The sequence below is a fragment of the Streptomyces sp. DI166 genome (assembly GCF_900091315.1).
GTDB lineage: Bacteria > Actinomycetota > Actinomycetes > Streptomycetales > Streptomycetaceae > Streptomyces > Streptomyces fuscus.
The window spans coordinates 115293-137827 of record NZ_FLSP01000001.1 but is presented as its reverse complement, the minus strand read 5'-3'; the positions used below and the strand labels follow the sequence as shown (position 1 = coordinate 137827).

The window sequence follows — 22535 nt, the reverse complement described above, 5'->3', positions numbered from 1 at the left end:
AACTTCCTAACATCCCTGGTGTTACAGCAGTAGTGTCACACCTACCTTGGGGACCGGATGGCAAAGACGCCCGAGCACGGCCCGCTCACCGGCGTACGGGTGCTGGAACTGGGCGGCATCGGCCCCGGCCCGTTCGCCGCGATGCTCCTCGCCGACCTCGGCGCCGATGTCGTCCGGGTGGACCGGCCCGGCGGCCAGGGACTGGCGATCGATCCCGCGTACGACATCACCAACCGCAACAAGCGCTCGGTGATCATCGATCTGAAGGCCCCCGACGGCCCCGCGCGCGTGCTCGACCTCGCCGCCCGCGCGGACATCCTGATCGAGGGCTACCGCCCCGGCGTCACCGAACGCCTCGGCATCGGCCCCGAGGACTGCCACGCCCGCAACCCCCGCCTGGTCTACGGCCGGATGACCGGCTGGGGCCAGGACGGCCCGCTGGCCCGCACCGCCGGTCACGACATCGGCTACATCGCGCTCACCGGCGCCCTCGGCATGATCGGCAGCCCCGACCAGCCCCCGCCCGCCCCGGCCAACCTGCTCGGCGACTACGCGGGCGGCTCCCTCTACCTCGTCGTCGGCGTCCTCGCCGCCCTGCACCACGCCCGCGCCACCGGCACCGGGCAGGTCGTGGACGCCGCCATCGTGGACGGCACCGCCCACCTCTCGGCGATGATCCACGGCATGCTCGCCGCCGGCGGCTGGCAGGACCGGCGCGCCGTCAACCTCCTCGACGGCGGCTGCCCCTACTACGGCACCTACGAGACCGCCGACGGCACGTACATGGCCGTCGGCGCCCTGGAGCCGCAGTTCTACGACACCTTCCTCGACCTGCTCGGCATCGAGGGCCACGCGGACGCCCGCAAGGACTGGACCCGCTGGGGCGAGCTGCGCGAGGCCGTCACCGCCCGCTTCAAGAGCCGTACCAGGGACGAGTGGACGGCCGTCTTCGAGGGCTCCGACGCCTGTGTGGCCCCCGTCCTCACCCTCCGCGAGGCCCCGCACCACCCGCACCTGGCCGCCCGCGGCACGTTCACCGACCACGACGGCATCACCCAGCCCGCCCCCGCGCCCCGCTTCTCCGTCACCCCCACCACCGTCCGGACCGGCCCCGCGCGGCCCGGCGCCGACACCGCGGACGTGGCACGCGACTGGGACGCACCCGAACTGACGAAAGGCCTCGACCTCGAATGAAGCGGCGGATCTACTCCGACGAGCACGAAGCGTTCCGCGAGACGGTCCGCGCCTTCCTCGCCAAGGAAGTACTGCCGTACTACGAGCAGTGGGAGAAGGACGGCGTCGTCTCCCGCGACGCCTGGCGCGCGGCCGGCAAGCAGGGCCTGCTCGGCCTCGCCGTGCCGGAGGAGTACGGGGGCGGCGGCAGCACCGACTTCCGCTACAGCGCCGTACTGGCCGAGGAGTTCACCCGCGCGGGTACTCCCGGACTCGCGCTGGGCCTGCACAACGACATCATCGGCCCGTACCTGACCGGCCTGGCGACCGAGGAACAGAAGCGCCGCTGGCTGCCCGGGTTCTGCGACGGCTCGCTGATCACGGCCATCGCCATGACCGAGCCCGGCGCGGGCTCCGACCTCCAGGGCATTCGCACGCACGCCGTGGACCGCGGCGACCACTGGATCCTCAACGGCTCCAAGACCTTCATCTCCAACGGCATCCTCGCCGACCTGGTGATCGTCGTCGCCAAGACCACCCCCGAGGGTGGCGCGCACGGGCTGTCGCTGCTGGTCGTCGAGCGTGGCACGGAGGGCTTCGAGCGCGGCCGGAACCTCGACAAGATCGGCCAGAAGGCCCAGGACACCGCCGAGTTGTTCTTCCACGACGTACGCGTGCCCAAGGAGAACCTGCTCGGCGAGCTCAACGGCGCCTTCGTCCACCTGATGACGAACCTCGCCCAGGAGCGCCTCAGCATCGCCGTCGCCGCCATCGCGGGCGCCGAGCACCTGCTGGAGATCACCACCGAGTACGTCAAGGAGCGCGAGGCGTTCGGCCGGCCGCTCGCCACCAAGCAGCACATCCGGTTCGAGATCGCGGAGATGGCCACCGAGTGCGCCGTCACCCGTACCTTCCTCGACCGCTGCGTCGAGGAGCACTCGGACGGCGGACTCGGCGCCGTGGACGCCTCCATGGCCAAGTGGTGGGCGACCGAACTGCAAAAGCGCGTCGCCGACCGCTGTCTGCAACTGCACGGCGGATACGGCTACATGAGCGAGTACCCCGTCGCGAAGGCGTTCACCGACGGACGTATCCAGACCATCTACGGCGGGACGACCGAGATCATGAAGGAGATCATCGGCCGTTCCCTGCTGGGCTGACCCTCACCCGAAAGGCTTCCCTGTGAGCACCGAAGCGTACGTGTACGACGCGATCCGCACCCCGCGCGGCCGCGGCAAGGCGAACGGCGCCCTGCACGGCACCAAGCCCGTCGACCTGGTCGTCGGACTCATCCACGAGATCCGCGACCGCTTCCCCGGCCTGGACCCGGCCGCCATCGATGACGTCGTGCTCGGCGTCGTCAGCCCGGTCGGCGACCAGGGCTCCGTCATCGCCCGGATCGCCGCCCTCGCCGCGGGCCTGCCCGACACCGTGGCCGGCGTCCAGGAGAACCGCTTCTGTGCCTCGGGCCTGGAGGCGGTCAACATGGCCGCGATGAAGGTCCGTTCGGGCTGGGAGGACCTCGTCCTCGCGGGCGGCGTCGAGTCCATGTCCCGGGTGCCGATGGCCTCCGACGGCGGCGCCTGGTTCAACGACCCGATGACCAACCTCGCCACCAACTTCGTACCGCAGGGCATCGGCGCCGATCTGATCGCCACCATCGAGGGCTTCACCCGGCGCGACGTCGACGAGTACGCGGCCCTGTCCCAGGAGCGCGCGGCCACCGCCTGGAAGGAGGGCCGCTTCGAGCGGTCGGTCGTGCCGGTCAAGGACCGCAACGGCCTGGTCGTCCTCGACCACGACGAGCACATGCGGCCCGGCACCACCGCCGACTCCCTGGCCAAGCTCAAGCCGTCCTTCGCCGACATCGGTGAACTCGGCGGATTCGACGCGGTCGCGCTCCAGCAGTACCACTGGGTCGAGAAGATCGACCACGTCCACCACGCGGGCAATTCCTCCGGCATCGTCGACGGCGCCTCCCTGGTCGCCATCGGCTCCCGCGAGGTCGGCGAGCGCCACGGCCTGACCCCGCGCGCCCGGATCGTCGCCGCCGCGGTCTCCGGTTCCGAGCCCACCATCATGCTCACCGGTCCCGCCCCCGCCGCCCGCAAGGCGCTCGCCAAGGCCGGGCTGACCATCGACGACATCGACCTGGTCGAGATCAACGAGGCGTTCGCCGCGGTCGTCCTGCGCTTCGCCAAGGACATGGGCCTGTCCCTGGACAGGATCAACGTCAACGGCGGCGCCATCGCCCTCGGCCACCCCCTCGGCGCCACCGGCGCGATGATCCTCGGCACGCTCATCGACGAACTGGAGCGCCAGGACAAGCGCTACGGCCTGGCCACGCTGTGCGTCGGCGGCGGCATGGGCATCGCCACCATCGTCGAACGCGTCTGAACACCCCAGCGGCCACACGAGACTTCAACGGAGACCCCCTCATGACCACCACCATCCGCTGGGAACAGGACCGCACCGGCGTCGTCACCCTCGTCATCGACGACCCCGACCAGTCCGCCAACACCATGAACCAGGCGTTCCGCGCCTCCCTCACCCAGGTCACCGACCGCCTGGAGGCGGAGAAGGACACCATCCGCGGTGTCATCATCACCTCCGCCAAGAAGACCTTCTTCGCCGGCGGCGACCTGCGCGACCTCATCCGGGTCACCCCGGAGACGGCGCAGGAGCTGTTCGACGGGGGCCTCTCCATCAAGCGCGACCTGCGCCGCATCGAGACCCTCGGCAAGCCGGTCGTCGCCGCCCTCAACGGCGCCGCCCTCGGCGGCGGTTACGAGATCGCGCTGGCCTGCCACCACCGCATCGCCCTGGACGCCCCCGGCTCCAAGATCGGCTGCCCCGAGGTCACCCTCGGCCTGCTCCCGGGCGGCGGCGGAGTCGTCCGCACCGTCCGTATGCTCGGCATCGCCGACGCCCTGCTGAAGGTCCTCCTCCAGGGCACCCAGTACGACCCGAAGCGCGCTCTGGAGAACGGTCTCGTCGACGACGTGGCCGCCACCCAGGAGGAGATGCTGGCCAAGGCCCGCGCCTTCATCGAGGCCAACCCCGAGTCGCAGCAGCCCTGGGACAAGCCCGGCTACCGCATCCCCGGCGGCACCCCGGCGAACCCGAAGTTCGCCGCCAACCTGCCCGCCTTCCCGGCCACCCTGCGCAAGCAGACCAACGGCGCCCCCTACCCGGCCCCGCGCAACATCCTCGCCGCCGCCGTCGAGGGCGCCCAGGTCGACTTCGAGACCGCGCAGGTCATCGAGGCCCGTTACTTCGTGGAACTGGCCGCCGGGCAGATCTCGAAGAACATGATCCAGGCGTTCTTCTTCGATCTCCAGGCCGTCAACTCCGGCGCCAACCGGCCCAAGGGCATCGAGCCCCGCCAGGTCCGCAAGGTCGCCGTCCTCGGCGCCGGGATGATGGGCGCGGGCATCGCCTACTCCTGCGCCCGCGCCGGCATCGAGGTCGTCCTGAAGGACGTCTCCCTGGAGGCGGCCGCCAAGGGCAAGGGCTACTCCGAGAAGCTCTGCGCGAAGGCCGTCTCCCGCGGCCGTACGACCCAGGAGAAGGCGGACGCCCTGCTGGCCCGCATCACTCCGACCGCCGACCCGCAGGACGTGGCGGGCTGCGACGCGGTGATCGAGGCCGTGTTCGAGAACCCGGAGCTGAAGCACAAGGTCTTCCAGGAGATCCAGCACATCGTCGAGCCGGACGCCCTGCTGTGCTCCAACACCTCCACGCTCCCCATCACCGTCCTCGCCGAAGGAGTGGAGCGCCAGGCCGACTTCATCGGTCTGCATTTCTTCTCGCCGGTCGACAAGATGCCGCTGGTCGAGATCATCAAGGGTGAGGGCACCGGCGACGAGGCCCTGGCCCGCGCCTTCGACCTGGTCCGGCAGATCAAGAAGACCCCGATCGTCGTCAACGACTCCCGCGGCTTCTTCACCTCCCGTGTCATCGGCCACTTCATCAACGAGGGCGTGGCCATGGTCGGCGAGGGCATCGAGCCCGCGTCGATCGAGCAGGCGGCGGCGCAGGCGGGCTACCCCGCCAAGGTGCTGTCCCTGATGGACGAGCTGACCCTCACCCTCCCGCGCAAGATCCGCAACGAGTCCAAGCGGGCCGTGGAGGAGGCGGGCGGCACCTGGACGGCGCACCCCGCCGAGTCCGTCATCGACCGCATGGTCGACGAGTTCGCGCGGCCGGGCCGCAGCGGGGGAGCGGGCTTCTACGACTACGACGACAGCGGCAAGCGCGTCGGCCTGTGGCCGGGCCTGCGCGAGCACTTCACACGCGAGGACGCCGAGATCCCGTTGCGCGACATGCAGGAACGCATGCTGTTCTCCGAGGCGCTGGACACCGTCCGGCTGCTGGAGGAGGGCGTGCTGACCTCGGTCGCCGACGCCAACATCGGTTCCATCCTCGGCATCGGCTTCCCCGGCTGGACCGGGGGCGTGCTCCAGTACATCAACGGCTACGAGGGCGGCCTGCCCGGCTTCGCGGCCCGCGCGCGGGAGCTGGCGGAGAAGTACGGCGACCGCTTCACGCCGCCCGCGCTGCTGGTGGAGAAGGCGGAGAAGGGCGAGCGGTTCACGGACGCGTAAGCCCTCGACGACCGGGCGCCGGACGGGCCTTCGCGGCCCGTCCGGCGCCGTGTCATTCCGGCTCCTCGCCCTCCGCCGCCTTGACCCAGGCCCGCAGCTCCTGCTGCATCGAGCGCTGGAACGTGGTCAACAGGGCCTGCACGACAAGCGGTTGCATCTCCGCGGACAGCGACTTCACATCGCTCGCGGCGCGTTCGGCGACCTCGCCGCGGAACAGCTGCGCCAGCTCGTGGGCGGCGGCCCGGGAGTGCGCGATCAGCACCTCGCGGGCGGCGAGGATCGCCTCCTGCGACAGCGGCATCTCCAGCAGCCGCACCCCCAGCCGCAGCAGCCCGGAGTCGATCCGCACGTCCGGGCCGACGTACTCGACGAACCCCATCCGGGCCAGCCGCTCCACGTCCTCGTCGGACAGCCCCCGCCCCGCCCGCTGCTCCAGCTCGGCGCGGGTCACCGTCTCCACGGCCTCCGGCGCCCAGGACGCCACCACGGCCCGGTGGACGGCGAGATCCTGGGCGTCCACGCCGGGCGGCAGCCGGTGCAGATACCGCTCGACGGCAGCCAGCGTCAGCCCCTGCCGCTGCAGCTCCTCGATGAGCTCCAGCCGGGCCAGGTGCTCCCTGCCGTAGTGCCCCACCCGGCGCGGGCCGAGCACCGGAGGCGGGAGCAGCCCCTTGGTGCCGTAGAACCGCACCGTGCGGACCGTCATCCCCGCCCGCGCGGCCAGCTCGTCGATCGTGAGGGTGGGTTCCTCGGTGCCGGTCGTCATGTTCATCAGTATCGCTGTCTCACCAATGCTGTGACACCATTCGGACCGGGTTGGATCACCGTATGAGACGTGACGCTCTGTGATGGGTGCCACCGCGTGAGACGTGCCGGCGGCCACTGTCAGTGGCAGCGCCTACGGTGGCGTCATGTCGGAGATCGAGTACGTCCGGGGTGACGCCACCGTGCCGTCGGTCAAGGGCGTCAAGGTGATCGCTCATGTCTGCAACGACATCGGGGGGTGGGGGAAGGGCTTCGTGGTGGCCCTGTCGCGCCGCTGGCCCGAGCCGGAGCGGGCCTACCGCGCCTGGCACCGCGACCGCGCGGCCAACGACTTCGGCCTGGGCGCGGTGCAGGTGGTCCAGGTCGAACCGTATGTGTGGGTGGCCAACATGATCGGCCAGCGAGGGATACGCACCGGCAGCAAGGGCGTGCCCGTCCGCTACGAGGCGATCGACCGGGCCCTGGAACGGCTGGCGGACCACGCGGCCGAACTGGGCGCCTCCGTGCACATGCCCCGGATAGGGTGCGGCCTGGCCGGGGGCAAGTGGTCCCGTGTTGAGCCGCTCATCACCGACCGGCTGGTGCGCCGGGGCATCCCCGTCACCATCTACGACCATGGAGAGGGCGGAAGTTGAGCCGGAACACCGACGTACTCGTGCTGGGCGGGGCGGGTGTCGACACCATCGTCCAGGTGCCCGAGCTGCCGCTGCCGTACGCCGACAGCTACATGATCGAGTCCGGGGTGCACACCCGCGCCGGACAGACCGGGGACTTCGTCGCGCTCGGTCTGACCGCGCTCGGCCTGCGCGTCCACCACCTCGACCTGCTCGGTGACGACCCCGAGGGCGACCTGGTGCGCGCCCTGCACGAGGAGCGCGGCATCGGCCTGACCGCCGTACCCCAACCGCTCGGCACCAAGCGCGCCGTGAACCTCGTCGGCCCCGACGGCCGCCGCCTCTCCCTGTACGACATCAGCAGGTCGGCCCCCGAGGACCGGTTCCCGGAGGACACCGTCCGCGCCCTCGCCGCGGCCTGCCGACACGCGCACGTGTCCATCACCCACCCCTGCGCGGACACCCTTCCCCTGCTCCGCGAGTCCGGCGTCACGATCTCCACCGACCTGCACAACTGGGACGGCGAGAACCCCTACCACGAGCCCTTCGCCCTCGCCGCCGACCTCGTCTTCCTCTCCACGACGGCCCTGGCGGACCGGGAGAAGGTCATGCGCCGCATCGCCCGCGAGGGCCGTGCCCGGGCCGTCGTCGCCACCGCGGGCGCCGAGGGCGCGTACCTGCTGGCCGACGACGAGCTGACCCACGTCCCCACGGTCACACCCCCGGCCCCGGTCGTCGACTCCAACGGTGCCGGAGACGCCTTCGCCGCCGCGTTCCTCTACGGCCACCTGAGCGGCGAACCCCTCGCCCGCTGTGCCGAGTACGGCGCGATCGCGGGCGCCCACGCCTGCACGGTCCCGGCGACTCGCGCGGACGCGATCTCCCGCGACGGCCTGCTCGCCGAGGCGCGCCGAAACGCCCGCTGAAACAAGCACCGGCCGTGGCCCCGCCGGAGGCCACGGCCGGTACAAGGGGGCTCAGTGCTGGTGCACGTCAGCCGTCGCGACCAGCTTCTTCCACGACTTCGGCGGCACCGGCGCCGACGCCTTCCGCGCGATGGACGCCGCACGCGCCTCCGGAGCGGCCGGCTTCGACGGCTCGTACAGCCAGGTGTCGAAGAACTGGCCCAGCGACCGCGCGGACACCCGCTCCGCGTACTTGCGGAAGTCGGCCACGGTCGCGTTGCCGTGGGCGTACTTGGCCGTCCAGCCCTTCAGAATCGCGAAGAAGTCCTCGTCGCCGATCTCGTTGCGCAGCGCCTGCAGGGCCAGCGCGCCCCGGTCGTAGACGGCGAGGTGGAACTGGTTGTCCGGACCCGGGTCACCGGGCCGCACGGTCCAGAAGGGATCGTCCGCCGGGTGGGAGGCGTACACGTAGTCGGCGATCTCCTGGGTCGTGCCCTCGCCCTCGTGCTCGGACCACAGCCACTCGGAGTAGCGGGCGAAGCCCTCGTTGATCCAGATGTCCTTCCACCCGGCCACCGACACCAGGTCGCCGTACCACTGGTGGGCCAGCTCGTGCACGACCACCGAGGTGTTGGTGCCGCTGGAGAACCGGGCGGGGCTGTAGAACGGCCGGGTCTGCGTCTCCAGCGCGTACCGGGTGCTGGTGTTGGGCACATAGCCGCCGACCGAGTTGAACGGGTAGGGCCCGAAGTACTCGCTCAGCCAGTCGGTGATCTCACCGGACCGCTCGATGCTGGCGCGCGCGGCGTTGTAGTTGTCGCCCAGCTCCTTGCTGTAGGCGTTGATGACGGGGATGCCGCTCTCCGTCGTCGACGTCGTGATGTCGAACCTGCCGACCGCCAGCGTGGCCAGGTACGTCGCCTGCGGCTTGTTGGAGCGCCAGTTGTAGCGGGTCCAGCCGAGCCGTGAACTCGTCGACTGGAGGGTGCCGTTGGAGATAGCCTGGGTGCCGGTGGGCACCTGGACGGAGACGTCGTAGGTGGCCTTGTCCAGCGGGTGGTCGTTGCTCGGGAACCACCACCAGGCCGCCTCGGGTTCGTTGGCCGCGACCCCGCCGTCCTGGGTGCGGTGCCAGCCGGTGAAGCCGTACGCGCTCTTGCTCGACGGCACGCCGCTGTAGCGGACCACGACGGTGATGTCCGAGCCCTTGGCGAGCGGGTGTTTCGGGGTGATCTCCAGTTCGTGCTCGCCGGAGGTGGCGAACGACGCCTTGGCGCCGTTGACCCGCACCTCCGAGACGTCGAGCAGGAAGTCCAGATTGAACCGCGAAAGATCCTGCGTGGTGCGGGCCAGCAGGGTCGCCGTCCCCTCCAGCAGATCGGTCTTGGGCTGGTACTTCAGCCGCAGGTCGTAGTGGCCGACGTCGTATCCGCCGTTGCCGTAGGCCGGGTAGTACGGATCGCCGATGCCCGGGGCGCCGGTCGTGGAACTCGCGGCCGATGCCGGGATCGCCAGCAGTACGGTGGCCGCCGCGAGCGCGCCGGGCGCGAGATATCTGCGGTGCACGAAAGCTCCAAGTCGTCGGGGACCGAAGGCTGTTCGAACCCTATTGACTCCCTGTGCCCCGCAGGTGTCCACAGGCCCCGCTGTCACACGATCGCCATTCGGCCGACACGCGTGTGCAGTACACACCCGCCCCGCACCCTGCCCGATTGCCCTCTTCTGCACGGGAGTTGACCGCTGTACCGTCCGGCGCATGCCGATACGCACGCGCTTCACGATCTGGAGACCGCTCGCGACGGCGGCCACGGCCGCCCTGATGGCAACCCTTCTCACCCCGGCCACGGCCCAAGCGGGCCCGCGCACGAGTGAACCCGTCCACTCCTACGAGGCCGCCATCCGCGAGGCCGTATGGGTGGACACCCGTATCGACGGCGACGGAGACGGCCGCACCGACCGCGTCGCCGTCGACATCGTCCGCCCCCGCGAACCCGCACAGCGGGGCCGCAAGGTGCCCGTCATCATGGACGCCAGCCCCTACTACTCCTGCTGCGGACGGGGCAACGAGAGCCAGCGCAAGACGTACGACGCCGACGGCAACGTCGTCCGGATGCCGCTGTACTACGACAACTACTTCGTGCCCCGCGGTTACGCCTTCGTCGGCGTCGACCTCGCCGGCACCAACCGCTCCGACGGCTGCGTGGACGTCGGCGGCCGCTCCGACATCCAGTCCGCCAAGGCCGTCGTCGACTGGCTCAACGGCCGCGGCCGGGCCTACACCACCCGCACCGGCAGCACCCGCGCCAGGGCCACCGGCTGGACGAACGGCCGCACCGGGATGATCGGCAAGAGCTACGACGGCACCATCGCCAACGGTGTCGCCGCCACGGGCGTCGAGGGCCTGGAGACCATCGTCCCGATCGGCGCCATCTCCTCCTGGTACGACTACTACTTCGCCCAGGGCGCCCCGCTCTACGACTCCGGCCCCGAGTGGCTGTCGGACTACGTCGAGAGCCCCGACGCCCGCTCCCGCTGCGCCGCCGTCCAGCAAGGGCTCGTCGACGGCGCCCCGCGCACCGGGGCCTGGACACCGCTGTGGAGCGAGCGCGACTACGTGCCGGACGCCGACCGCGTCGAGGCCAGCGTCTTCGTCGTGCACGGCATGCAGGACCTCAACGTTCGCACCAAGCACTTCGGCCAGTGGTGGGACGCCCTCGCCGAGAACGGCGTGGAGCGCAAGATCTGGCTCAGCCAGGCCGGTCACGTCGACCCCTTCGACTTCCGCCGCGCCGACTGGGTCCGGACCCTGCACCGCTGGTTCGACCACGAACTCCTCGGCTACGACAACGGCATCGACGACGAGCCGATGGCCGACATCGAGCGCGGCCCCGACCAGTGGGTCACCTCCCAGGTCTGGCCGCCGCGCGGCACCGAGAGGACCACCCTGCGCCCCGCCGAAGGACCCCAGGACGGCGTCGGCACCCTCGGTCCGAAGCGGGACCGCGGCACCGAGACCTTCACCGACGACCCGGCGCGCGACGAGACCGACTGGGCCGCCCACATCGACCGGCCCACCCCCGACAAGGCGGGCTTCGCCACCGCGCCACTCACCCGCGACCTGCGTCTGTCCGGCTCCTCGAAGGTCACCGTCACCGCCACCCCGAGCACCTCCTCCGCCCACCTCTCGGCCGTCCTCGTGGACCTCGGCCCCGACACGATTCGCGACTACGCGAGCGCGGGCGAGGGCATCACCACCCTCACCGAACGCACCTGCTGGGGCGCCAGTACGGCAGGTGACAGCGCCTGCTTCCGGGAGACCGAGGCGAAGACCGCCGACGTCGACTTCACGGTCGTCAGCCGAGGCTGGGCCGACCTCGCCTCCTACGGCGGAGCACCCCTCACACCGGGCAAGCCGCACACCGTCACCCTGGACCTCGCGGCCACCGACCACGTCGTCCCGGCCGGACACCGGCTCGCCCTGATCGTCGCGGGCACCGACAAGGACCTCATCGACCCCCCGTCCACCCGGCCCACCCTGACGCTCGACCTCTCCCGCACCTCGGCCAGGCTGCCGCTGGTCGGCGGCGCCCACGCCTTCCGCGCGGCCACCTCGGGAGCGGCGACCGCCCCGGGCGAGGCCGTCCTCGACGGCGTACGCGATCCGCGTACCGCCCCGCGTGTCCCGGAGGCATCGTGAAGTCCCGTGTTGCCGCGCTGATCGCGGCCGCCCTCACCGCACCCCTGCTGTCGCTCCCCGCGCAGGCGGCCGACACCCCGCCCCGCACCGGCTTCGAGGAGTCGGGCGGCGCCCGCTGGACCAGCCAGCCGGAGGAGCAGGCGTTCCTCGCCGCCGTCGACCGGGCGAGCGACCGCATGTCGGTCGCCCGGATCGGCACCACGAAACAGAACCGCCCGCTCCAACTCGTCCGCATCGGCACCCGCCCCACCACCCGTACCGTCCTGCTGGTGTGCAGCCAGCACGGCGACGAACCCGCGGGCCGCGAGGCCTGTCTGACCACCGTCCGCGACCTGGCCCTCGACGACGACGCCCGGACCCGACGGCTGCTGAGGTCCACCACGGTGCTGGTCGTGCCCACCGCCAACCCCGACGGCCGGGCCGCGAACACCCGGGGCAACAGCGACGGTGTCGACATCAACCGCGACCACCTCGCCCTGCGCACCGCCGAGGGCCGCGCGCTCGCCGCCGTGATCCGCGACCGTGTCCCGGACGTCGTCTACGACCTGCACGAATACGGCGCCACACCCCCGTACTACGACAAGGACCTGTTCGACCTGTGGCCCCGCAACCCCAACACCGCCCCCGCCCTGCACACCGAGGCCCGGACCCTGTCGCAGCAGTACGTCCGCCCCGCCGCCGAGGCCGCCGGCCACACCACCGGGACCTACGGGATCTGGACCGACCCCGTCACCGGTGAGCCGACCCGGCAGGTCGCCGGCGACGGGCAGGAACGCATCCTGCGGAACATGTCCGGAATCAAGCACACCGTCGGCCTGCTCATCGAGAGCCGCGTGGACAACCTGACCGGCGTGCCCGCACCGGTCAACAACCGGCGCCGGGTCGACTCCCAACTCTCCGCCCTCGACGGCCTGTTCACCTTCGCGGGGGAGCGGGGCCGGACGGTCGACGCGGCCACCGCCGACGCCCGCCGCACCGGCCTGCACGACACCGGACCGGTCTATCTCGGCGGCGCCGACAACGACCCGCCGGAACCCGCCGAGACACTGTCCGACCCACCCTGCGGCTACCGGCTGACGGGGGAGCAGTACACCGAGATCAAGGACGAACTCGCCCTGCACGGCGTACGGACACACGGCACCTACGTCCCGCTCCGCCAGCCCCTGCGCGCCCTCGTCCCGCTGCTCCTCGACGAGCGGGCCCCCTACCACCTCACCGCCGCCCAGCCCGACACCGACTGCTGAAACGGAGGAGAACGACGGCACTTGTGGTACGTCCTAGAGGCTACTAAAACGGAAATATCCACGGCCTCCACGGGAAGGTGCCGCAGGTGACGGAAGACCTGAAGAAGCGGGGTGGCTGGGAAGGCCCCACGGACATTCCCAGCCACCAGCCGACGGACCGGGTGGTGTTCGGGGTCACCGCCGTCATCACCGTGGCCTTCGTCATCTGGGGCGCGGTGGCCACCGACTCGCTGGAGTCCGTCTCCAGCAAGGCGCTCAACGGCCTGATCCACAACGGCGGCTGGGCCTTCATGCTCGCCGCCTCCTGCTTCGTCGTCTTCGCCCTCTGGCTCGCGATCAGCCGCTACGGCCGTATCACGCTCGGCGCCGAGGGTGAGCAACCCGAGTTCCGCACGGTGTCCTGGGTCGCGATGATGTTCAGCGCGGGCATGGGCATCGGCCTGATGTTCTACGGCGTGAGCGAGCCGCTCACCCACTACCTGGTCCCGCCCCCGGGCACCGACCCCGCCGACTCCGGCGAACGCATGGAGACGGCGATGGCGACCACCCTCTTCCACTGGACCCTGCACCCCTGGGCGATCTACGCGGTGGTCGGCCTCGCCATCGCCTACAGCACCTTCCGCAGGCGCCGCCGCCAGACCATCAGCGCCGTCTTCACCCCGCTCATCGGCGAGAAGAACGCGGGCAGCACCGGCGGCCGGATCATCGACATCCTCGCGATCATCGCCACCGTGTTCGGCTCCGCGGCCTCCCTGGGCCTCGGCGCGCTCCAGATCGGCTCCGGCTTCCAGGAACTGGACTGGATGGACGACGTCAGCGAGGGGCTGCTCGTCGCCATCATCGCCGTACTGACCCTGGCGTTCGTCGCCTCCGCGGTGTCCGGGATCGAGCGGGGCATCCAGTGGCTGTCCAACACCAACATGGTGCTCGCCCTGATCCTCGCCGTGTTCGTGTTCATCGCGGGCCCCACGATCATCGTGCTCGACCTGCTGCCCACCTCGATCTTCGCCTACCTCGGCGATCTGCCCCAGTTGGCCGGCCGCACCGAGGCCAGCGGCGGCGAGGGTGTCGCGGACTGGCTCGGCAGCTGGACCGTCTTCTACTGGGCCTGGTGGATCTCCTGGACGCCGTTCGTCGGTATGTTCATCGCCCGGATCAGCCGCGGGCGCACCATCCGGCAGTTCGTCGGCGGGGTCATCCTGGTGCCCAGCACCGTCAGCCTGATCTGGTTCGCGATCTTCGGCGGCTCGGCGATGAAGCTCAGGGAGGGCGGCGCGCTCGGCGGCGAGGACACCCCCGAGGGCCAGCTCTTCGGCCTGCTCCAGGAGTTCCCCATCGCCACCGTCATGAGCGTGCTGGTGATGATCCTGGTCGGCATCTTCTTCGTGTCGGGCGCCGACGCCGCGTCCATCGTGATGGGCACGCTCTCCCAGAAGGGCGCCCTCGAACCCGGGCGGCTCGTCGTGGTGTTCTGGGGTGTGGTGACCGGTGCCGTCGCCGCCATCATGCTGCTCGTCGGCAGCGGCCAGGGCGACGCGCTCACCGGTCTGCAGAACCTGACGATCCTCGCCGCCGCGCCGTTCGTCCTCGTCATGATCGGCATGTGCGTCGCCCTCATGCGCGACCTGCGGCACGACCCGGTCATCGTGCGCGGCGAGATGGGTGACGAGGCCGTGGAGCTCGCCGTGATCACCGGGCACCGCGAGTACGACGGCGACTTCGAGATCCAGGTCGGCCCGGGGCGCGGCACCGGGACGGAGGGCGACCCGCTGGGCCACGAGCACGCCTGAGCGTCAGCGGGAGGCGAGGGCGGCGGCCTCCCGCGCACAGCCCCAGGCCACCGTCACACCGGCGCCGCCATGCCCGTAGTTGTGCACCAGCACCCGCCCGTCCGGCAGGGGTTCGCGCTCCAGCCGGACCGCGTCCCGCACCGGCCGCAGCCCCACCCGGTGCGCCAGCACCCGCGCCCCGGCGATCTCCGGCCGCAGCGCGGCGCAGCGCCGCACGATCGCCTCGGCCGTCTTCGGGTCCGGCTCCAGCGACCAGGCGTCGTCCTCCGCCGTCCCGCCCAGCAGCAGCCGCCCCGGCTGCGGGAAGAAGTACGCCATCTCCCCGTTCTCGTCGCTGGAGGTCAGCCAGGTGTCGATACCGGGGTTCTCCACCACCACCAACTGCCCCCGCACCGGCCGCACCGAAGGGTCCGGCACCAGCTCGCGGGCGCCGAGACCGGTGCAGTTGACCACGACCGGCGCCTCGGCCTCGGTGAACGAGGACACCGTCCGCGTCTCGATCGTCCCGCCCACAGCGAGCAACCGCTCCCGCAGCCACGGCAGATGAGTCGACATGTCGATGAGCGGCAGCCGGGCCCACAGCCCCGCCACACCGCCCTCGGCCTCCGTCACCGCCCGTACGCCCGACAGCCGCCCGGCGGCCCAGGCGTCCAGCTCACCCTCGCCCAGTACCCCCTCGACCATGCGTACGCCGGTCGCGTCCGGGTCGGCCGCCAGCTCCGTGTACACATCGAGCGAGGCCAGCGCCCAGGCGCGGGCCAGAGCGAGCGGTTCGATCCTGTACGGCCACCACAGCGCGCCCGCGACGGCCGAGGTGGTCCGCTCGACGGGGTCCCGCGTCCACACCCGCACCCGGTGCCCGCGCTCGGCCAGCACCAGGGCCGTGGTCAGTCCGACGACCCCGCCGCCGACCACGATGACTTCGCCGTTCCGCCCGGTCTCCACGCGTGGACCGTAGCGGAATGTGCCATGCCGTGCTCACATCACCCCCGCGCTGGGGATACTCACAACATGTCTGCCGAGTACGCGACCTTCGGCCTGGCACCGGCGATGCGTGCCGGTGGCGTCCTCGCCAACGGTGACTACCAAGTGCACCGGGACTTCGTCGACTTCATCGTCGACGGCCGCCCGCTGCTGTTCCAGCTCTCCGACCTCGACGCCGTCTCCCCGCTCGCCTCCGACGTACCACCCGCGATCTTCACCGCCCACGTCCGCAGCCTCCTGCTGGAGGCGGACGCCCCGCTTCCCGGCGGCCGTTACGTCATCTACGGCTGCCCCGAGTGCGAGAACCTCGCCTGCGGCGCGGTCACCGCCGCCATCGAGGCGGACGGCACCGACTTCGTCTGGCGGGACTTCGCCTGGCAGACCGACGAACACGCCGACCTCGAACTCAACGGCTACCACGGCATAGGGCCCTTCCGGTTCCACGGCACCGAGTACCGCGCCGCGCTGGCCTCCCTCCTCGACCGGGCCCCCGCCGGAGGCCGCCGCCGGGTCCTGCTCATCGGCGCCCGGGTCGCCCTGCTCGCCAAACTCGCCGCCGCCCTGCGCACCATCGGCATCGGCGCCGACATCACCCGCGACGCCGAGGGCGTCCCCGCCGACGAACTGCGCTCCTACGGCGCCGTCGCCTTCGGCCGCGCGATCAGCGCCGAGGAACGCGCCGCCGTACGCGCCGCCTTCGAACGCGCCGGGGTCGAGGTGGCCTACGTCGACGGCCTCGCCCCGATCGTCCCGCTGCTGGTCGCCCAGATAGAACACGCCCTGGACCGCAGCCCGCTCCAGCAGCGCCGGCTGACCCGGCTGGTCGCGGCCGACGGCGAGGCCGGGGTGGAGGTCACCTCCCCGTGCCGGGTCCGCCTCACCGCGTACCGCCTGGACCGCCTCTACCGCACCCACACCCACGAGGTCTTCGACGGCGTCCTGGAAGCCGGCCGCCACCGCATCGCCCTGGACGCCAGAGCCGTGAAGGGCGAGTCCTTCGTGGTGGCCCGGACCTCCGGAAGCGTGCTGGTGGAGGCCATGGCCCGGTAATCCGGGGGAACGGACGACAGGCTCTAGGATCGGGGGCCTGATGACTGCCACCCTCGTCGTGAAGAACCTCGCCGCCGGACACGGCGACCGTGCCCTGTTCAGCGGGCTCGACCTCGTGGTCGCGCCCGGGGACGTGATCGGGCTGGTCGGTGCCAACGGCGCCGGGAAGTCCACCCTCCTCCGGATGCTCGCGGGCCTCGCGGCGCCCGAGGAGGGCGAGTTGCGGCTCTCCCCGCCGACCGCGACCGTCGGCCACCTCCCGCAGGAGCCGGAGCGGCGCCCCGGGGAGACCGTCCGCGAGTTCCTGGCCCGGCGCACCGGAGTGGCCGAGGCCCAGCGCGCCATGGACGAGGCCACCCAGGCCCTCGTCGACGGCGCGCCCGGCGCGGACGACGCCTACGCGACCGGTCTGGAGCGCTGGCTGGACCTGGGCGGCGCCGACCTCGACGAGCGCGCGGAGGAGACCGCCGACGCCCTGGGCCTGGCCGTGGACCTCGACCAGCCGATGACATCCCTGTCCGGCGGCCAGGCCGCCCGCGCCGGACTCGCCTCCCTGCTGCTCTCCCGCTACGACGTCTTCCTGCTCGACGAGCCCACCAACGACCTCGACCTCGACGGCCTGGAACGCCTGGAGCGCTTCGTCACCGGCCTGCGCGCCGGCACCGTCGTCGTCAGCCACGACCGCGAGTTCCTCACCCGCACCGTCACCAAGGTCCTCGAACTCGACCTCGCCCAGCAGCAGATCAACCTCTACGGCGGCGGCTACGCGGCCTACCTGGAGGAGCGCGAGGTCGCCCGCCGCCACGCGCGCGAGGACTACGAGGAGTACGCCGACAAGAAGGCCGCCCTCCAGGAGCGGGCGCAGACCCAGCGCTCCTGGATGGACAAGGGCGTGAAGAACGCGCGCCGCAAGGCCGGCGACAACGACAAGATCGGCCGCAAGTTCCGCAGCGAGGCCAGCGAGAAGCAGGCCGCGAAGGCCCGCCAGACCCAGCGCATGATCGAGCGCCTGGAGACCGTCGAGGAGCCGCGCAAGGAGTGGGAACTGCGCATGGAGATCGCCTCCGCGCCCCGCTCCGGAGCGGTGGTGGCCACCCTGCGCGAGGCCGAGGTGCGCCGGGACGGCTTCACCCTGGGCCCGGTCACCCTCCAGATCGACTGGGCGGACCGGGTCGCGGTCACCGGCGCCAACGGCGCGGGCAAGTCCACACTCCTCGGCGCCCTCCTCGGCCGTGTCCCCCTGACCGCGGGACAGGCCGCCCTCGGCTCCGGGGTGCTGATCGGCGAGGTCGACCAGGCCCGCGAGCTGTTCCTCGGTCAGGAGGCGCTGCTGGACGCCTTCTGCGCGGCCGTCCCGGACACCGAGCCGGTCGAGGTGCGGACCCTCCTGGCCAAGTTCGGCCTGAAGGCGGACCATGTGCTGCGCCCGGCGGCCACCCTCTCACCGGGTGAGCGCACGAGGGCCGCCCTGGCCCTGCTCCAGGGCCGGGGCGTCAACCTCCTCGTCCTCGACGAGCCGACGAACCACCTCGACCTGCCCGCCATCGAGCAACTGGAGTCCGCCCTCGACTCCTACGAGGGCACGCTCCTGCTGGTCACCCACGACCGACGGATGCTGGACGCGGTGCGGGTGACCCGGCGCCTGGAGGTGGCGGACGGCAAGGTGACCGAGCGCTAGCTCTTGTCCTTGCCCTTGCCGTTGCCCTTGAGCAGGGCGCAGACGAAATTCTCCTGGACCGCGCGCAGCTTGCGCAGCAGCTCGGGCTTGAGCCTCTGGTTGATCTGGGTCGTGGTGGAGAAGGTCAGCGACTTGCGCCCGTCCGGGGTCGCCGCGATCAGCTGGGTGTACCCGGGGGTGTTGCCGGTGTGGCCGAGGACGACACCGCAGCGGGTCTGGTACCGGAACAGCGCGAGCCCCGCCATGTTCTTCCCCGGCCCCGCGGGCTCGGAGGCACCCTCGATCCAGGCCCGCTGCTGCTTGACGACGGGGCGGCCGTAGAGCTTGCCCCCGGCGTAGCCGCGGACGAAGCGGGTCATGTCGGCGGGCGTGGAGACGATGCCGCCCGAGGCCCACACCCCGGACATGCCGATCAGCTCGCTGACGTCCTCGGTCGGCTCGCCCGGGGTCACGTCGTAGCCGTGCAGGAACGGCGTCGGCATCCGGTACCCCTGCGGCAGGCTGGTGTTCCGCAGCCCGAGCGGCCGGTACACCAGCTCGCGCAGCAGCCGTTCGTACCGCTCACCGGTGACGGCCTCGGCCATCAGCGCGACGGCGATGTTGTCGGAGTTGGAGTACTGGTACCGGCTGCCCGGCCGGAAGTTGAGCGGCCGGTCGGCGACGTAGTCGAGCAGCTTGCGCGAGTCGAAGTGGTGCCGGGGGTCGGCGAGCAGCGTCTCCAGGAACCCGGCGGACTCGGAGTAGTCGGGCAGCCCGCTGGTGTGGTTCAGCAACTGCCGCAGGGTCACGGCCCGCCACGCCTTCGGCAGTCCGGGCAGCCGCTTGCCGATGGTGTCGTCGAGGCTCAGGTCCCCGAGCTGGACGAGCGAGAGCGCGACCGCCCCGCTGAACGCCTTGGCGGTGCTGGCGATCCGCATGTGGTCGTGCGGCCGGGGCCTGCGGTCGGTGCCCAGCTCGGCCACCCCGGCCTTGACCACCCGCACCTGGTGCCCGTCCTTGAGCACGGCGATGATCCCGGGCGGTCCGCCGGGTCTGCGGGTCAGCTCCTCCAACTGCCGCTGGAGGGCGGGGTCACCCTCCGGCCGTGGATGCCCGGCGGCACTCGCGGCGGCGGGGGACAGCCCGGCCAGACAGACCGCGGCCAGCGGAACCGCCCCCCACCGGGCACGGCGGACAACACGACGACGCTTCGACATGGGCACTCCCGTGGGACACAGAACCGGTCGCGCACCAGCCTGCGGTCCCCCGTCCCGCCGGGCCGCTCGTGTTGCTGCACACGGCCCAACGCGGGGGCGTTCGCGCCTGCCCCCGCACCGGGCCGTGGATCAGCGCTTGCCCTTCTTCGGGTCCACGAGGCCCGCGCGGCGCAGGGCGTCGGCCATGGCGCTGTTGGCCGGGGGCGGGGCCTGGCGGGAGCCACCGCCGCTGGAGGGACGGCCCTGGCGCTGCTGGGGCGGACGGCCGCCGCGCTCACGGCGCTGTCCGCCGCCTCCCTGGCCCTGCGGGGCCGCCTCGTCGTCCAGGCGCAGCGTCAGCGAGATGCGCTTGCGCGGGATGTCCACGTCGAGGACCTTCACCTTGACGATGTCGCCCGGTTTGACGACGTCCCGCGGGTCCTTGACGAAGGTCTTCGACATCGCGGAGACATGCACCAGACCGTCCTGGTGGACACCGACGTCGACGAAGGCGCCGAACGCGGCCACGTTCGTCACTACGCCCTCCAGGACCATCCCCGAGGACAGGTCGGAGAGCTTCTCCACACCCTCCTTGAAGGTCGCCGTCTTGAAGGCGGGGCGCGGGTCGCGGCCGGGCTTCTCCAGCTCCTTGAGGATGTCCGTCACGGTCGGCAGACCGAACGTCTCGTCCACGAACTCCTGCGGCTTCAGCGACCGCAGCACGCTCGTGTTGCCGATGAGGCCCGCCACCTCCTGACCGGAGGTCTTCACCATCCGCCGCACCACCGGGTACGCCTCGGGGTGCACGCTGGAGGCGTCCAGCGGGTCGGTGCCGCCCCGGATCCGCAGGAAGCCCGCGCACTGCTCGTACGCCTTGGGGCCCAGCCGCGGCACCTTCTTCAGCTCGGCACGGGAGCGGAACGGGCCGTTGGCGTCGCGGTGCGCCACGATGTTCTCGGCGAGCCCGGAGGTGATGCCGGAGACCCGGGCGAGCAGCGGGGCGGACGCGGTGTTCACGTCCACGCCGACGCCGTTCACACAGTCCTCCACCACCGCGTCCAGCGAGCGCGACAGCTTCACCTCGGACAGGTCGTGCTGGTACTGGCCGACCCCGATCGACTTCGGGTCGATCTTCACCAGCTCGGCCAGCGGGTCCTGCAGCCGCCGCGCGATGGAGACGGCACCGCGCAGCGACACGTCCATGTCGGGCAGCTCCTGCGAGGCGAACGCGGAGGCCGAGTACACCGAGGCGCCGGCCTCGGACACCATCACCTTGGTGAGCTTCAGCTCCGGGTGCTTGGCGATCAGTTCACCGGCGAGCTTGTCGGTCTCCCGGGAGGCCGTGCCGTTGCCGATCGCGATCAGCTCGACCGCGTGCTCCTTGGCGAGCCGCGCCAACTTGGCGATGGCCTCGTCCCACCGGTTGGCCGGGACGTGCGGGTGGATGACGTCGGTGGCGACGACCTTGCCGGTCGCGTCGACCACGGCCACCTTCACGCCCGTACGGAAGCCGGGGTCCAGGCCGAGGGTCGCGCGCGTGCCGGCCGGGGCGGCGAGCAGCAGGTCCCGCAGGTTCGCCGCGAAGACGTTCACGGCCTCGTCCTCGGCGGCGGTCCGCAGCCGCAGCCGCAGATCGATGCCGAGGTGCACCAGGATGCGGGTGCGCCAGGCCCACCGGACGGTGTCCTTCAGCCACTTGTCGGCGGGGCGGCCCCGGTCGGCGATACCGAACCGCGCGGACACGATGCCCTCGTACGACGACGGCCCGTCGGTCGGCTCCTCCGGCTCCAGGACGAGGTCGAGGACCTCCTCCTTCTCGCCGCGCAGCATCGCCAGGATCCGGTGCGAGGGCAGCTCGGTGAAGGGCTCGGAGAAGTCGAAGTAGTCGGCGAACTTGGCGCCCGCCTCCTCCTTGCCCTCGCGCACCTTGGCGGCCAGCCGCCCGCGCACCCACATCCGCTCGCGCAGCTCACCGATCAGGTCGGCGTCCTCGGAGAACCGCTCGGTGAGGATCGCGCGGGCGCCGTCGAGGGCGGCCTGTGGATCGGCCACGCCCTTGTCGGCGTCCACGAAGGCCGCCGCCGCGGCGAGCGGGTCGACCGTCGGGTCCGTGAGCAGGCCCTCGGCGAGCGGCTCCAGACCGGCCTCGCGGGCGATCTGCGCCTTGGTGCGCCGCTTGGGCTTGAACGGCAGGTAGATGTCCTCCAGGCGCGCCTTGGTCTCGGCGCCCCGGATCCGGGCCTCCAGCTCGTCGGTGAGCTTGCCCTGCTCGCGCACGGACTCCAGGATCGCCGTCCGGCGCTCCTCCAGCTCCCGCAGGTAGCGCAGCCGCTCCTCGATCGTGCGCAGCTGCGCGTCGTCGAGCATCTCGGTCGCTTCCTTGCGGTAGCGGGCGATGAAGGGCACCGTCGAACCGCCGTCGAGCAGTTCCACGGCAGCCTTCACCTGCCGCTCCCGTACGCCGAGCTCCTCGGCGATCCTGCCTTCGATGGACCCTGCTGCCTTGGACCCGCTGGACCCGGGTGTCGTCACGATCCCGTACCGCCTTCTCACTGAGGTTGCGCGGCAATTGTGGCAGGTGACACCGACAACCGGGGATCAGGGCGCCACGGCGTCAGGCCCGGTGCCCCTTGGCACTGCCCGAGGCGCCGCCGAACAGTCGGGCGAGCGCCCGGAACGGCAGCGTCACGACAGTGGCGATGGCGCCACCGATCTGGCGCAGAACATCAGCGATAGCACGGAACACGAGCATCCCCTTTCCTTCCCGACCGGGCCGGCCGGTGGGTGCCGGGTACCTCACCTGCGCCGGGGCATGCACGACGGTCGATCAGGGACGTATCGATCAGCCCGGGA

General features: G+C 71.5%; 17 protein-coding genes. 11 read left to right on the top strand and 6 right to left on the bottom strand.

All coding sequences use genetic code 11. The features are described 5' to 3' along the window. Positions 1-57 precede the first annotated feature (57 nt). From GA0115233_RS00650 to GA0115233_RS00635, 4 genes are read left to right on the top strand one after another with little or no spacing between them, the layout of a single operon-like run. On the top strand, positions 58-1194 hold the full coding sequence (locus GA0115233_RS00650) for a CaiB/BaiF CoA transferase family protein (RefSeq protein WP_093718014.1): 1137 nt from the start codon (positions 58-60) through the stop codon (positions 1192-1194). Then, positions 1191-2333: an acyl-CoA dehydrogenase family protein gene (locus tag GA0115233_RS00645; protein WP_093718013.1), complete on the top strand. Its 1143-nt coding sequence runs from the start codon at positions 1191-1193 to the stop codon at positions 2331-2333. Before GA0115233_RS00650 ends, GA0115233_RS00645 begins: the two co-directional genes overlap by 4 nt. A 22-nt stretch (positions 2334-2355) precedes the next feature. Further along, the gene (locus GA0115233_RS00640) at positions 2356-3570 is read left to right on the top strand and encodes an acetyl-CoA C-acetyltransferase (RefSeq protein WP_093718012.1); all 1215 of its coding nucleotides are present in this window, start codon (positions 2356-2358) and stop codon (positions 3568-3570) included. A 41-nt stretch (positions 3571-3611) separates the two neighbouring features. Beyond that, complete coding sequence (locus GA0115233_RS00635) at positions 3612-5780, top strand: 3-hydroxyacyl-CoA dehydrogenase NAD-binding domain-containing protein (protein WP_093718011.1); 2169 nt, start codon at positions 3612-3614, stop codon at positions 5778-5780. Positions 5781-5832: 52 nt separating this feature from the next. Here the strand turns inward: GA0115233_RS00635 and GA0115233_RS00630 are convergent, their stop codons facing one another. Further along, the gene (locus GA0115233_RS00630) at positions 5833-6546 is read right to left on the bottom strand and encodes a MerR family transcriptional regulator (protein ID WP_093718113.1); all 714 of its coding nucleotides are present in this window, start codon (positions 6544-6546) and stop codon (positions 5833-5835) included. 145 nt (positions 6547-6691) lie between these two features. Here GA0115233_RS00630 and GA0115233_RS00625 point away from each other — a divergent pair, with 145 nt between their 5' ends. Together GA0115233_RS00625 and GA0115233_RS00620 are read left to right on the top strand one after the other, a co-directional pair. Then, positions 6692-7180: a macro domain-containing protein gene (locus GA0115233_RS00625; protein ID WP_093718010.1), complete on the top strand. Its 489-nt coding sequence runs from the start codon at positions 6692-6694 to the stop codon at positions 7178-7180. Continuing rightward, a complete protein-coding gene (locus tag GA0115233_RS00620; RefSeq protein WP_093718009.1) occupies positions 7177-8085 on the top strand; it encodes an adenosine kinase in 909 nt (302 codons plus the stop codon). The genes GA0115233_RS00625 and GA0115233_RS00620 overlap by 4 nt, the downstream gene beginning before the upstream one ends. 51 nt (positions 8086-8136) lie before the next feature. On the opposite strand, the gene GA0115233_RS00615 is transcribed toward GA0115233_RS00620, so the two are convergent. Continuing rightward, positions 8137-9630, bottom strand: a complete 1494-nt coding sequence (locus GA0115233_RS00615; RefSeq protein WP_176711586.1) for a M1 family metallopeptidase — start codon at positions 9628-9630, stop codon at positions 8137-8139. Positions 9631-9820: 190 nt separating this feature from the next. Between GA0115233_RS00615 and GA0115233_RS00610 the strand changes: the two genes are divergently transcribed. The 3 genes from GA0115233_RS00610 to GA0115233_RS00600 all read left to right on the top strand — a co-directional run bounded on the left by GA0115233_RS00610 (position 9821) and on the right by GA0115233_RS00600 (position 14795). Next, a complete protein-coding gene (locus GA0115233_RS00610; protein ID WP_093718008.1) occupies positions 9821-11761 on the top strand; it encodes a Xaa-Pro dipeptidyl-peptidase in 1941 nt (646 codons plus the stop codon). Beyond that, on the top strand, positions 11758-13005 hold the full coding sequence (locus GA0115233_RS00605; protein ID WP_093718007.1) for a M14 family metallopeptidase: 1248 nt from the start codon (positions 11758-11760) through the stop codon (positions 13003-13005). Before GA0115233_RS00610 ends, GA0115233_RS00605 begins: the two co-directional genes overlap by 4 nt. A 134-nt stretch (positions 13006-13139) precedes the next feature. Continuing rightward, positions 13140-14795 carry a BCCT family transporter gene (locus GA0115233_RS00600; RefSeq protein ID WP_255310011.1) on the top strand — a complete coding sequence of 552 codons (1656 nt, stop codon included), beginning with the start codon at positions 13140-13142 and terminating at the stop codon, positions 14793-14795. A gap of 3 nt (positions 14796-14798) precedes the next feature. On the opposite strand, the gene GA0115233_RS00595 is transcribed toward GA0115233_RS00600, so the two are convergent. Continuing rightward, positions 14799-15740: an FAD-dependent oxidoreductase gene (locus GA0115233_RS00595; protein WP_093718006.1), complete on the bottom strand. Its 942-nt coding sequence runs from the start codon at positions 15738-15740 to the stop codon at positions 14799-14801. 66 nt (positions 15741-15806) lie between these two features. Between GA0115233_RS00595 and GA0115233_RS00590 the strand changes: the two genes are divergently transcribed. Together GA0115233_RS00590 and GA0115233_RS00585 are read left to right on the top strand one after the other, a co-directional pair. Further along, positions 15807-16829 (top strand): oxidoreductase, encoded by a 1023-nt coding sequence (locus GA0115233_RS00590; RefSeq protein WP_093718005.1) that lies wholly within the window; start codon positions 15807-15809, stop codon positions 16827-16829. Between the two features lie 40 nt (positions 16830-16869). Beyond that, a complete protein-coding gene (locus tag GA0115233_RS00585) occupies positions 16870-18507 on the top strand; it encodes an ABC-F family ATP-binding cassette domain-containing protein (RefSeq protein WP_093718004.1) in 1638 nt (545 codons plus the stop codon). On the opposite strand, the gene GA0115233_RS00580 is transcribed toward GA0115233_RS00585, so the two are convergent. The 3 genes from GA0115233_RS00580 to GA0115233_RS40805 all read right to left on the bottom strand — a co-directional run bounded on the left by GA0115233_RS00580 (position 18504) and on the right by GA0115233_RS40805 (position 22428). After that, a complete protein-coding gene (locus GA0115233_RS00580; RefSeq protein WP_093718003.1) occupies positions 18504-19703 on the bottom strand; it encodes a serine hydrolase domain-containing protein in 1200 nt (399 codons plus the stop codon). The genes GA0115233_RS00585 and GA0115233_RS00580 overlap by 4 nt on opposite strands. Positions 19704-19832: 129 nt before the next feature. Further along, entirely contained in the window at positions 19833-22214 is a 2382-nt protein-coding gene (locus GA0115233_RS00575) for a Tex family protein (RefSeq protein WP_093718002.1), read from the bottom strand. Between the two features lie 82 nt (positions 22215-22296). Next, on the bottom strand, positions 22297-22428 hold the full coding sequence (locus tag GA0115233_RS40805; RefSeq protein WP_255310010.1) for an LPFR motif small protein: 132 nt from the start codon (positions 22426-22428) through the stop codon (positions 22297-22299). Positions 22429-22535 lie beyond the last annotated feature (107 nt).